This window comes from Paraburkholderia atlantica (assembly GCF_000092885.1).
In the GTDB taxonomy this organism is placed as follows: Bacteria; Pseudomonadota; Gammaproteobacteria; order Burkholderiales; family Burkholderiaceae; genus Paraburkholderia; species Paraburkholderia atlantica.
In genome coordinates this window covers 2,708,557-2,722,153 of the sequence record NC_014117.1, presented here as the reverse complement: position 1 = coordinate 2,722,153, position 13,597 = coordinate 2,708,557, and the positions used below count along the sequence as shown (strand labels likewise).

At 64.9% G+C, this 13,597-nt stretch carries 5 protein-coding genes; 1 reads left to right on the top strand and 4 read right to left on the bottom strand.

Going from position 1 to position 13,597, the window contains the following annotated elements:
• Positions 1-160: 160 nt before the first annotated feature.
• The 4 genes from BC1002_RS12185 to BC1002_RS12170 are packed head-to-tail and all read right to left on the bottom strand — an operon-like array spanning position 161 to position 6,000.
• Positions 161-2,350 carry an ABC transporter ATP-binding protein gene (locus tag BC1002_RS12185; RefSeq protein ID WP_013090329.1) on the bottom strand — a complete coding sequence of 730 codons (2,190 nt, stop codon included), beginning with the start codon at positions 2,348-2,350 and terminating at the stop codon, positions 161-163.
• Entirely contained in the window at positions 2,347-3,261 is a 915-nt protein-coding gene (locus tag BC1002_RS12180) for an ABC transporter permease (protein WP_013090328.1), read from the bottom strand. Before BC1002_RS12180 ends, BC1002_RS12185 begins: the two co-directional genes overlap by 4 nt.
• Complete coding sequence (locus BC1002_RS12175; RefSeq protein WP_049870228.1) at positions 3,258-4,286, bottom strand: ABC transporter permease; 1,029 nt, start codon at positions 4,284-4,286, stop codon at positions 3,258-3,260. The genes BC1002_RS12180 and BC1002_RS12175 overlap by 4 nt, the downstream gene beginning before the upstream one ends.
• A 40-nt stretch (positions 4,287-4,326) precedes the next feature.
• The gene (locus BC1002_RS12170) at positions 4,327-6,000 is read right to left on the bottom strand and encodes an ABC transporter substrate-binding protein (RefSeq protein ID WP_013090326.1); all 1,674 of its coding nucleotides are present in this window, start codon (positions 5,998-6,000) and stop codon (positions 4,327-4,329) included.
• A 944-nt stretch (positions 6,001-6,944) separates the two neighbouring features.
• Here BC1002_RS12170 and BC1002_RS38855 point away from each other — a divergent pair.
• Positions 6,945-13,487 carry an Ig-like domain-containing protein gene (locus BC1002_RS38855; RefSeq protein WP_157874664.1) on the top strand — a complete coding sequence of 2,181 codons (6,543 nt, stop codon included), beginning with the start codon at positions 6,945-6,947 and terminating at the stop codon, positions 13,485-13,487.
• The last annotated feature ends 110 nt before the right edge of the window (positions 13,488-13,597 follow it).

Genomic DNA, 13,597 nt, shown 5'->3' with positions numbered 1-13,597 from the left:
AGCGACGCGGGCGATCTCGGGATGTGCGATGCGCACGCCGGAAAAACGGCTCAAAACGTTGCGACGATGAAACGCGCGGACGCAAAAGCGTGTTTCGACGCGGGATTCGTCAAGGGAGCGGTGTGCCGGGTGATGCGAAGTCGATGGGTTGGAGTCGATGCTAGCTGGCGCTTTTCGACGCGTCGTCGGAGTCGGCGCCATTCGTCGTTTTGCCCGCGTTGTCGTCGCGCGGCTTGCATTGCAGCTCGCGCAGTGTGGCGACCGGTATATGGCAGCGAATCCGGTGCGCGGAAGGCGAGTCAGCGGGGCCGCCGGCGTCGAGAAACGGCGGGTCCTGCTGCTCGCAGATCGCGCCGAGCTTGCGCGGACAGCGCGTGTGAAACACGCAGCCCGACGGCATCGCGCCGGGCCCGGGCAACTCGCCCGTCAGATGGATGCGCGTACGTTGATGTGCGTCGCCCGTTGCGCCGTCGCCCGGCAGCGTCGGCACGGCGGATAACAGCGCCTCGGTGTAGGGATGTTGCGGTCCATCGAACACGGCCGTCGCCGGCCCGATTTCCAGCAGCCGGCCGAGATAGAGCACCGCGATGCGATCCGAGACATAGCGCACCACGTGCAGATCGTGCGAGATGAACACGTAGCTGACGCCGCGCTCGCGCTGCAGATCGGCGAGCAGGTTCAGGATCGCGGCCTGCACCGACACGTCGAGCGATGAAGTCGGCTCATCGCACACGACGACGCGTGGTTCGCCGGCAAACGCGCGCGCAATCGCGACGCGCTGCTTGAGCCCACCCGATAGCTGGCGCGAACGTGCGTCGAGATAGCGCTCGGGAAGCCGCACGGCGTCCGTCAGCGTGCCGAGCCTTTCGTCGATCTGGCGTCCGCGCAGCGCGGTGAAGCGCGCGAGCGCGCGACCGATCAGCCGCTTGACCGAATGCGCGCGATTGAGCGCCGAGTCCGGATTCTGGAACACGATCTGCAGCGACTTCAGCTGCTCGTCGCTGCGTCGCGTGACGCGCGCGGCGAGCGGTGCGCCGTCGAGTTCGAGCAGGCTGCCGGCATCGGGTGCGAGCAGGCCGAGCATCAGCCGCGCGAGCGTCGTCTTGCCGCTGCCCGATTCGCCGACGAGGCCGAGCGTCTCGCCGCTCGCGAGTTCGAGCGACACGTCGTCGACCGCGCGCAGCGGCGCGCCAGATACGTGGAATGTTTTCGACAGGTTGCGAGCGCGCAGGACCGGCGCAGAGAACGCGCGCGCCGCCGCGTTGGCTGATGCGGACATCACCGGCGCCTCGCTCGATGCCGCACGCGGCAACTCGATCGCGCGCTCGTGATAGTGGCAGCGCGCCATCTGGTCGCCGTGCGGAGCGCCGAGCCGATAGGGCGGCGGCGCGTCGCGGCGGCAGCGTTCGTCGGCGAGACGGCAGCGCTCCGCATAGATGCAGCCCTGCGTGACCGAGCCCGGTAGCGGCAAGCCGCCCGCGATCGTATCGAGCCGTTGGCGGTCCTTGCTGCGTCCGGGGCTCGGCAGGCAGCGCAGCAGCCCGACCGTGTACGGATGACGCGGCCGCGCGAACACGTCCTGGGTCGCGCCTTCCTCGACCAGCTTGCCCGCGTACAGCACGCCGACGCGTTCGCACATGCGGCCGATCACCGCGAGGTTGTGGCTGATGAACAGCACCGCGGTGCCGAGCTCCTCGCGCAACTGCGCGACGAGGTCGAGCACTTCCGCTTCGACGGTCGCGTCGAGGCCGGTGGTCGGTTCGTCGAGAATCAGCAGCGCGGGGTTCGATGCGAGCGCCATCGCGATCACGACGCGTTGCTGCATGCCGCCCGACAATTGATGCGGATAGCTGTCCATTACGCGCTCGGGTGCCGCGATGCGCACGCGCTGCAACATCTCGAGCGTGCGATGCAACGCCTGGTCGCGCGCGACGCCGGCCGCCTCGAATGCTTCGGATATCTGGCGGGCAATCGTCAACGATGGGTTCAGCGCGCGTCCCGGGTCCTGATAGACCATCGAGACGGTCGTCGCCCGCATGCTGCGCAGCGCATCAGCCCCGAGCTTTTGCACGTCCGTGCCGGCGATCACGATCTTGCCGGCCTTCACCTTGCCATTGCGCGGCAGATAGCGCAGCGTCGCCATCGCAACGGTCGACTTGCCGCAGCCCGATTCGCCGACGAGCCCATACGCCTCGCCGCGCCGCACGCGAAACGACACGTCTTGCAGCACTTCGCGATCGCGTCCGCGGATGCGGTAGGTGACCGTCAGGCCGACCACGGTCAGCGCATCGGTGCGATCGCTCTTCGACACGTCGAACGCGGCGAACGAGGAGGGCGGCGCGCCGTTCATCGATCGAGCACTCCCTGCACGCTGTCGGCGATCAGATTGACGCCGACCACCAGCGACGCGATCGCGCCCGCCGCGAACACGACGGTCCACCACGCGCCGCCCGCCATCAGCGTGTACGACTCGGACAGCGCGAGCCCCCAGTCCGCCGACGGCGGCTGGATGCCGAAGCCGAGAAACGACAGCGTCGCGACCGCGAAGATCGCATAGCCGAGCCGCACCGTCGCTTCGACGACGATCGGCGGCAGCACGTTCGGCAGGATCTCGACGAACATGATGTACGGCGCTCGCTCGCCGCGCAGCTGCGCGGCGGCCACGTAGTCGAGATGGCGCTCGGCGAACACGGCGGCGCGCACGGTGCGCGCGGTGATCGGCGTGAACGTGATGCCGATCACGAGAATCACGGTGAGGTTCGACGCGCCGACCGCGGCGAGCGCGAGCAGCGCGATGATCACGAGCGGCAGCGCGAGCACCGCGTCGATCACGCGGCCGATCACGTCGTCGACCCAACCGTCGAAGTAGCCGACCAGCAGGCCGAGCGCGGTGCCCGCCGCGGTGCCGAGCAGCGTCGCGAGCGGCGCGATCGTCAGGATGTCGCGCGCGCCGACGATCACGCGTGAGAACACGTCGCGGCCGAGCTGGTCGGTGCCGAACCAGTGCGTGCGATCGGGCGGCGTGAGCGAATTGAGCGGATCGGAAGCGTACGGATCGAGATGCACGAACCACGGCCCGGCGATCGCGCAGACGATCCACCACGCGACGATCAGCACGCCCACGATGAAGGTCGGCGAACTAAGAAGCAACAGAAGGCGCGGGAAGCGTGGTTCGGCGGCCGCTCGCGGCGCGGAGTCCGGCGCGCCTGGCGCGGGCGAGCCCGGCGGCGTCGAAGAAGCTGGCGGCACGGTCGTATTCATTCGGTGGTCCTCACCCGCAGCCGCGGATTGAGCAGCACGTGCAGCGCATCGGCGACCAGATTCGCGAGCGTATAGACGACGCCGATCGTCAGCACGCCCGCTTCGAGCATCGGAAAGTCTTTCGCTTTGGCGGCGTTGTAGATCAACGAGCCGATTCCCTGGTAGTGGAACAGCGTCTCGACCACCACGAGTCCGCCGATCATGTAGCCGAGCTGGGTGGCGGCGACGGTGATCGTCGGCAGCAGCGCGTTGCGCAGCACGTGCCGCCAGATCACGACGTGGCGCGGCAGGCCCTTGAGGATCGCGGTGCGCGTGTAGTCGGCGTCGAGCGCTTCGACGGTGCCCGCGCGCGCCATCCGCGCGATATAGCCGAAGAACACGAAGACGAGCGGCAGCACCGGCAGCACCAGATGCCGCAGCTGTTCGAGCACGTTTGCATCGGGCGGAAACGAGGCCTCGATCGGCAGCCAGCGCAGCCACACGCCGAACACCAGGATCAGCACGATCGACGACACGAACTCCGGCACCACGGTCGCCGACAAGCCGGCAATGCTGATCGTGCGATCGAGCCAGCGTCCCGCATGCATTGCCGACCACACGCCGCCCGCAATGCCGAGAGGCACGACGACGATGAATGCGAACAGGCCGAGCTTCGCCGAATGCGCGAGCGCGTCGGCGATGAACGGCCCGACCGGTTCGCGATACGCGTACGACAGCCCCATATTGCCGCGCACGAAATGCGTGATCCAGTCGACGTATTGCGTCAACAGCGGCCGATCGGCACCGAGCTGATGATTGAGCGCGGCGACCGCGCGCGCATCGGCGAGCGGTCCGAGCACCGCGCGGCCGATATCGCCGGGCAGCAGCTGGCCGCCCGCGAACACGATCAGCGACAGCAGCCACAGCGTGATCAGCGACAGACCCACGCGCGTCGCCAGAAAACGCGCGATGCGGCCCGCGTTGCCGTTCGTCGCGCGCGGCAAACGCGATGGATTCGAGGCGGGAGAGGGCGCCGGAGCCGACATCATGAGTTCTCTTGCGGAGGTACGCTGAGCAGCGCGGTACTTATGCGCTCAGCGTCGCGCGATCGAAATACAGCTGCGCGAGCGCGGTGAAACGCACGCCGTTCACGCCCTTGCGCATCGCGATCAGCTGATCGTAGAAGAACGGGATGATCAGCGGCGTTTCGTCGAGCAGCAGCGTCTGGATCTGTCCGGAGATTTTCTTTTGCGTGGCGAGGTCGATCGCCGCGACGAACTGCGCGACCAGTCGATCGTATTGCGGATTCTTGAAGTGCGCGGCGTTCCACGTGCCGTTGCTCGTCAGCGGTGCGTTGAGGAAAACGTTCGGCACGCCGCGGTGGCCGTAGTCGGTGATGCCGAGCGGCGAGTCGAGCCAGTCGGATTTGCCCGGCGTGCCCGCGCCGTAGTACAGCGACTGGCTTTCGACCTTCAGGTTGATGCGCACGCCGATCGCCTTCGCGGCGTTCTGCACGACGACCGCGAGGTCGGGGATCTCCATGTATTTTTCGGTGGTCAGCGTGACGTCGAAACCGTTCGGCATGCCGGCCTGCGCGAGCAGTTGCTTCGCCTTTGCGACGTCGAGCTTGCGTTGCGGCACGCCCGCGTCCGACGACGGAAACACCGGCGCAAACGGGCTGTCGTTGCCGAGTTGAGCGCGACCCTTGAAGAGACCACGCACGAGCACGTCGCGATCGAGCGACAACGCGAGCGCCTGGCGCACGCGTTTGTCCTTGAAGAGCGGGCTGTCGTTGCGCATATGGATCTGCCGATGCGCGCTCGACTTCACGCCGACTGCCTTGTAGTCCGGATTGTTCAGGATGGCCGCGCCGCCCTGCACGGTGAAGGTGCCCATCACGTCTGCCTGGTGGCCTTGCAGCGCGAGCAGTTGCGCCTGTTCATCCGCATAGAACGAAAACTGTACGCGTTGCGGTAACGCTTTGTCGCCCCAGTAGTCGGGATTGCGCACGAACGACGCGCCGACCTTCGGCTGATACTTTTCGAACTTGAACGGACCGGTGCCGATGAAGCTCTTTTCGTAGTTCCCCGCGAAGTTCGCGGGCAGGATCACCGCGTTGTAATTATCCGAGGAAACATAGTAGGGGAAATTGCCGATCGGCGCGTCGAGATGAAACTCGACCGTGTGTTCGTCGACGGCCTTCGCACCGCCTTTCGACAACACGCCCTTTAAAACCGATAGCGCGGCCGAGCCGCTCGCGGGGTCGGCGAGACGGTCGAAGGTGGCGACCACGTCCTTCGCGCCGAAGCTCTGGCCGTCGTGGAATTTCACGCTCTGGCGCAGCTTGAAGGTCCAGACGTCGCCCTTGTCATTCGGTTTCCACGATAGGGCGAGGGCCGGCTTCAGCATCAGCTTTTCGCCGTCGTCGTCGATCAGGAATTCGCCAGTCTGGTTCAGCAGCGCGAGACTCGCGGCGTCGGTGACCGTCAGCGGATCGACGGCGCCCGCCGGTGTCAGATGCGCGACGCGGATCGTCTGGTTCGATGTGGCCGGCGCAGCTTGCGCCCTCGCACGCGGCACGCCGAGCAGGCCGCCGCCCGCCAGCGACAGACCGATCACGCTTGCATGGCGCAACAGTTCGCGGCGCGTGATGCGGCCGGCGAGGAACTCGTCGAGGGCGTGATTGCCGTAGGCGTCGGCGGTGAGGCGGGCTGCGTTCAGTGCGTCGGGTGCGAGAAATCGGTCCGCAGGTGTTTTCATCGTTGGCGTGTCCAGTCCGTTCTGTTGCTGGTTCGGAGGCGTCGCGCGAGCAGCGCGACGGCGCGAGGGGCAGCGCGCTTTGCGATGGGCGGCGCGAGATGGCGAGCCCGCCATCGCGAAAGCGCAACGTTGTGCAGAGCGGTCTCAGTTTAAGCGATTGCTCGCGGCTCTGGCGTTCCGGCGCCGCGCCGCGCTAGCCGATCGGCCGATAAATGGCCCGCGGTGTGTCGCCCTCACAACGGTTATCGGACGCGTGCCCGCGAGAGGCGGCCGCCATCGCGGACGGATTGGCAGGGACTGCGCCGCGCGAGGGAAAGTTGATGTCTTCGGTGGCCTCATCGGCCACTCGACACAGGGCGACCTGCTCTTGAATAAGCCGGATCTGCATCGAGGTGCCACGCGATCGGAATGCTGATTCCCAAACGCGACCGACGCTTCACGTGCTTCGACGACAGGACCAGTGAATGTCCGGGGATGGCACTGAACTACGGAACGCCAGCCGAACGGTTCGAGCAAACCATTGCATCCACCGATTGAATTCGCCCGCACTGACAGAACCTCGCACAGCGAGCTCGCGAAAAAGTACCGGCAATGCGCCTCAAAGTGAGGCGCCCTTCAGAGGAGGTCCTAGGCGAAATCGCGGGGAAAGGTCAAGTTTCTCCGCGGCTGAGTCCTGTACTCCCAAGGTAGTTCACTGGGATTTGAACGCCTGAGATTTTTCGGACATTTCCTGGCAGCCACCTCGGGCGGTGGCCCTGCTTGATTTCCCAGCCAAACATCGTTTTCGTTCCAGTCCTAATTGAAAACGGATCGGTCCAGTTTCGCTTTAAGGGCCACTTATCAAAAATGAACGTAGATGAATCCGGCGGCAACCGGTTCACGTTTTCCATCTATAGCTGGCCAGCTGGGCCAGCGCGCCCACTCCTAGGGAAAGGAATATTACAGTGAGTACGAGCTCAGTGAAGCTGGCCGTCATCGACGGCAGCACGATCAAGCAGACGGTCGAATTGCGCGATTCCGCGCAAGGCGCACCCGTTCATATCCACGCCATCAAGGGTGGCAAGTTCATTCTGGCCCACAACGATACTGGCCATGCTCCTCAAAACATTACCGTGCGCCGTTCGGGCAAGAAGCTTCTAGTCAGCCTGGAAGGGACGGAGCTCGACCAACCGCAACTGATCATCGAAGACTTTTACGGCAGTGAAGGCGCGCTGATCGGCTTGGGCGAAGACGAGGCGTACCACGAATATATCGCTGCAGACGGCGAGAACGACCATGAGGCTGCGTTCCTTTTGGACGGCGCCGACTCGCCTCTCGTGCTGGGCGCGCAACAGCTGAACGGGTTCAGCGCGAATGCCGCAGCCGCGTCTGGGATGGGCGTGGGCGGTCTCGGCATTTTGGGTCTAGGTGCGCTTGCAGCGCTGGGTGCAGGGATTGCTGCCGCCAGCGGGGGTAAGAGTGACGGCTCAGGGGGCGTAGAGCCGGTTGAAGATGCGCTGACGCCACCGGGTGAGCAAGACGACGCGGACGCGGACGGTGACGCGGATGCTGATGCTGATGCTGATGCCGACGCCGATGCGGATGCCGATGCGGATGCGGACGCCGATGCTGATGCCGACGCGGATGCTGATGCTGACGCTGACGCTGATGCGGATGCGGACGCGGATGCCGACGCCGACGCGGATGCGGACGCTGATGCGGATGCGGATGCCGACGCGGATGCGGATGCCGACGCGGATGCTGACGCTGATGCGGATGCGGATGCCGATGCTGACGCGGATGCCGATGCCGATGCCGATGCGGACGCGGACGCGGATGCCGATGCCGATGCGGATGCGGATGCGGATGCCGACGCGGACGCGGATGCGGATGCGGATGCGGATGCGGATGCGGATGCGGATGCGGATGCGGATGCGGACGCTGATGCGGATGCCGACGCGGACGCCGACGCCGACGCGGACGCCGATGCTGACGCGGATGCCGATGCCGATGCCGATGCGGATGCGGATGCCGACGCTGATGCCGACGCTGATGCGGATGCCGACGCGGACGCGGACGCGGATGCTGATGCTGATGCTGATGCCGATGCGGATGCTGATGCTGATGCCGATGCGGATGCTGATGCCGATGCGGATGCCGATGCCGATGCCGATGCCGATGCCGATGCGGATGCGGATGCCGACGCGGACGCGGATGCTGATGCTGATGCGGACGCGGACGCGGACGCGGACGCAGATGCTGATGCCGATGCGGACGCCGATGCTGACGCGGACGCGGATGCTGATGCCGATGCGGACGCCGATGCTGACGCGGACGCGGATGCGGATGCGGACGCTGATGCTGATGCGGATGCGGATGCCGATGCGGATGCGGATGCGGATGCCGATGCCGATGCCGATGCCGATGCCGATGCGGATGCTGATGCGGATGCGGATGCTGATGCTGATGCGGACGCGGACGCGGACGCGGATGCAGATGCAGATGCAGATGCAGATGCAGATGCAGATGCCGATGCCGATGCAGATGCCGATGCAGATGCCGATGCAGATGCCGATGCTGATGCCGACGCTGATGCGGACGCGGACGCTGATGCGGATGCGGATGCGGATGCTGATGCGGATGCTGATGCGGATGCTGATGCGGATGCGGACGCTGATGCGGATGCCGACGCGGATGCGGATGCCGACGCTGATGCGGATGCTGACGCGGATGCGGATGCGGATGCCGACGCGGATGCCGATGCCGATGCCGATGCCGATGCGGACGCTGATGCGGACGCGGATGCCGACGCTGATGCCGATGCCGATGCCGATGCTGATGCTGATGCTGATGCTGATGCTGATGCTGATGCTGATGCTGATGCTGATGCTGATGCTGATGCTGATGCTGATGCTGATGCTGATGCGGATGCTGATGCCGATGCGGATGCGGATGCGGATGCGGACGCGGATGCGGACGCTGATGCGGATGCGGACGCGGACGCTGATGCGGATGCCGACGCGGATGCCGACGCGGATGCGGACGCTGATGCCGATGCCGATGCCGATGCGGATGCAGATGCAGATGCCGATGCTGATGCTGACGCGGATGCCGATGCCGATGCTGACGCGGATGCCGACGCGGACGCCGATGCGGATGCCGACGCGGATGCTGACGCTGATGCGGATGCGGACGCGGATGCCGACGCCGACGCGGATGCGGACGCTGATGCCGATGCTGATGCCGACGCTGATGCGGATGCCGACGCTGATGCGGATGCCGACGCTGATGCGGATGCTGACGCGGATGCGGATGCGGATGCTGATGCGGATGCTGATGCTGATGCGGATGCGGATGCGGATGCGGATGCGGACGCGGACGCCGATGCCGATGCCGATGCCGATGCCGACGCGGATGCTGATGCTGATGCTGATGCTGATGCTGATGCTGATGCTGATGCTGACGCGGATGCCGATGCCGATGCCGACGCGGATGCCGACGCTGATGCGGATGCTGATGCGGATGCTGACGCTGACGCTGACGCTGACGCTGATGCTGATGCCGATGCCGATGCCGATGCCGATGCCGACGCGGATGCCGACGCGGATGCTGATGCTGATGCTGATGCCGATGCGGACGCGGATGCTGATGCCGACGCGGATGCTGATGCTGATGCCGACGCGGATACCGATGCCGATGCCGATGCGGACGCGGATGCGGACGCTGATGCGGATGCGGATGCGGACGCTGATGCGGATGCGGACGCTGATGCCGATGCCGATGCGGATGCGGATGCGGACGCTGATGCCGATGCCGATGCCGACGCCGATGCCGATGCCGATGCCGATGCCGATGCCGATGCCGATGCTGATGCTGACGCTGACGCCGATGCGCCGGAGACTCCGTCGCTAGATGAAGTGATTGACCACGCGGGTCCGGTTCAGGGTCCGGTGGGCAATGGTGAGAGCACGGACGACACGACGCCGACGCTGGTGGGCAGGGGTGAGCCGGGCGACACGATCGTCGTGATCGACAACGGCACGCCGATTGGCGAGACGAAGGTCGACGAGGAGGGCAACTGGAGCTTCACGCCGGATACGCCGCTGGCCGAGGGCGAGCATGAGTTCACGGTGGTGGAACGCGATCCTGCGGGCAACGAAAGCAGGCCGTCGGAGCCGCACGTGGTGATCATCGATACGACGCCGCCGGGCACGCCGGAAATTGGCGAAGTGATTGACGACGCGGGTCCGGTCAAGGGTCCGGTGGGCAATGGTGAGAGCACGGACGACACGACGCCGACGCTGGTGGGCCGGGGTGAGCCGGGCGACACGATCGTCGTGATCGACAACGGCACGCCGATTGGCGAGACGAAGGTCGACGAGGAGGGCAACTGGAGCTTCACGCCGGATACGCCGCTGGCCGAGGGCGAGCATGAGTTCACGGTGGTGGAACGCGATCCTGCGGGCAACGAAAGCAGGCCGTCGGAGCCGCACGTGGTGATCATCGATACGACGCCGCCGGGCACGCCGGAAATTGGCGAAGTGATTGACGACGCGGGTCCGGTTCAGGGTCCGGTGGGCAATGGTGAGAGCACGGACGACACGACGCCGACGCTGGTGGGCCGGGGTGAGCCGGGCGACACCATCGTCGTGATCGACAACGGCACGCCGATTGGCGAGACGAAGGTCGACGAGGAGGGCAACTGGAGCTTCACGCCGGATACGCCGCTGGCCGAGGGCGAGCATGAGTTCACGGTGGTGGAACGCGATCCTGCGGGCAACGAAAGCAGGCCGTCGGAGCCGCACGTGGTGATCATCGATACGACGCCGCCGGGCACGCCGGAAATTGGCGAAGTGATTGACGACGCGGGTCCGGTCCAGGGTCCGGTGGGCAATGGTGAAAGCACGGACGACACGACGCCGACGCTGGTGGGCCGGGGTGAGCCGGGCGACACGATCATCGTGATCGACAACGGCACGCCGATTGGCGAGACGAAGGTCGACGAGGAGGGCAACTGGAGCTTCACGCCGGATACGCCGCTGGCCGAGGGCGAGCATGAGTTCACGGTGGTGGAACGCGATCCTGCGGGCAACGAAAGCAGGCCGTCGGAGCCGCACGTGGTGATCATCGATACGACGCCGCCGGGCACGCCGGAAATTGGCGAAGTGATTGACGACGCGGGTCCGGTTCAGGGTCCGGTAGGCAATGGTGAGAGCACGGACGACACGACGCCGACGCTGGTGGGCCGGGGTGAGCCGGGCGACACGATCATCGTGATCGACAACGGCACGCCGATTGGCGAGACGAAGGTCGACGAGGAGGGCAGCTGGAGCTTCACGCCGGATACGCCGCTGGCCGAGGGCGAGCATGAGTTCACGGTGGTGGAACGCGATCCTGCGGGCAACGAAAGCAGGCCGTCGGAGCCGCACGTGGTGATCATCGATACGACGCCGCCGGGCACGCCGGAAATTGGCGAAGTGATTGACGACGCGGGTCCGGTCCAGGGTCCGGTGGGCAATGGTGAGAGCACGGACGACACGACGCCGACGCTGGTGGGCAGGGGTGAGCCGGGCGACACGATCATCGTGATCGACAACGGCACGCCGATTGGCGAGACGAAGGTCGACGAGGAGGGCAACTGGAGCTTCACGCCGGATACGCCGCTGGCCGAGGGCGAGCATGAGTTCACGGTGGTGGAACGCGATCCTGCGGGCAACGAAAGCAGGCCGTCGGAGCCGCACGTGGTGATCATCGATACGGCAGTGCCACTGATACTGAAGGCACCTGAAGTACCGGAGATGGCAGACGGTGTAATCGACTCGGCAGAGGCCAGCGATGGCACGTGGGTGATTATCCCGTCCTATGCTGGCATGGCCGTGGGTGACACGATCACGCTGGAGTGGAACGGCAAGACCTATGAGCACGTGGTGTCGATGGTCGATGAGATCACCGGGAAGATCAAGCTCAATATTCCGGTGGATGATCTGATCGGGCAGGACGCGGAGTTCGACATCTCCTATACGGTGACGGACGCAGCGGGCCATATCTCATCGCCGAGCCCGACTACCCATGTGAGGATTTACACGATGGGGCCGGACACGCCGGAAATTGGCGAAGTGATTGACGACGTGGGTCCGATCCAGGGTCCGGTGGGAAATGGTGAGAGCACGGACGACACGACGCCGACGCTGGTGGGCAGAGGTGAGCCGGGTGACACGATCGTCGTGATCGACAACGGCACGCCGATTGGCGAGACGAAGGTCGACGAGGAGGGCAACTGGAGCTTCACGCCGGATACGCCGCTGGCCGAGGGCGAGCATGAGTTCACGGTGGTGGAACGCGATCCTGCGGGCAACGAAAGTAGGCCGTCGGAGCCGCACGTGGTGGTCGTGGACACGACCCCGCCAAGCGCTGAAGCGACCATCACGATGATGGGCAAGGATAGCGTGGGAGACATCCGCTTTGCATGGCAACACTACCTGACCAATGATGGTTCGGCGGGCCGCTTGATTATGGGTTCGCTGACGGCACAACTCGCAGCTGGCGAGAAGGTCCAGGTCTCGGTGGACGGTGGAAAGACCTGGCACGATGCGTTGATCGACAATTTGGGGAACTGGGTGTTCCAGGACAATACGGCACATGATGCTGACTGGACGATCCAAGCGCGCGTGGTCGATACAGCAGGCAATAGCAGCAACGTGTCGTCGCAAAATGTAACGCTCGACACGACTGCCCCGGATGCGCCAATTTCGACGCGGGTTGTGAATGGTGGCACGGCGGTATATGTGGAATTGCCCGCGAGTGCCAAAGTGGGCGATTTCGTCTCACTTGCAGTCGGCAACGCGCGATACGCTTATAGATTGGATGAGGGTGCGATTAGCAGAGGTGGCTTGGTTTGTGGCGTTAGTGACGAGGAAGGAGAGTTCATTCGATCAAATGGTGCCTATGGAGTTGCGCTTGTGGATTCTGCGGGCAATGCTTCCAGTTATACGTCGGAGGTGATCAACGGTGGTGGCCACAATGAAGTCGTGCCAGGGGGCCTGTCCTACCACGGGACTTCGGCGAACGACATCTTCACGTTATCTGGGGATTTTTTGGGGGCGGTTTACGGTAATGGCGGTATCGACACGCTGAAGCTGAAGGGCGCAGACCAGACCTTGGACCTGAGCAGGCTGAGGTCGGAGGGCACACTGTCATCGGTCGAAGTGTTCGACATCACCGGCACCGGCAAAAACACGCTCAAGCTGTCGCTGGGCGATGTGCTCGAACTGGGCGGCAAGGACCTGTTCGTTGCTGACGGCCGCACGCAGGTGATGGTCAAGGGCGATGCGGGCGACAAGGTCGAGCTGTCTGATCTGTTGCCGGACGGAGGCGATGTTGGCGACTGGGTGCGGCAGTCTGGCACCACGACGGTAGGCGGTGTCTCATATGACGTCTTCTACCACACGGCTCTGAACGCCGAACTGCTGGTACAGCATGGTGTTGATACAACGCTGAGCAACCACTGATCTTCGGATGGTCCGCGACGCATGACCTGCGTCGCGGACCCGGAGTCACCAACCATTTAATCAGGCTCCCTGAGCAGCATCGCACTGCCCGGGGGACCGTTTTTGACGAA

Coding starts and splice junctions, on each gene's coding strand:
- BC1002_RS12185 (WP_013090329.1), bottom strand. CDS start 2,350: ATGAACGGCGCGCCGCCCTCCTCGTTCGCCGCGTTCGACGTGTCGAAG.
- BC1002_RS12175 (WP_049870228.1), bottom strand. CDS start 4,286: ATGTCGGCTCCGGCGCCCTCTCCCGCCTCGAATCCATCGCGTTTGCCG.
- BC1002_RS12170 (WP_013090326.1), bottom strand. CDS start 6,000: ATGAAAACACCTGCGGACCGATTTCTCGCACCCGACGCACTGAACGCA.
- BC1002_RS12180 (WP_013090328.1), bottom strand. CDS start 3,261: ATGAATACGACCGTGCCGCCAGCTTCTTCGACGCCGCCGGGCTCGCCC.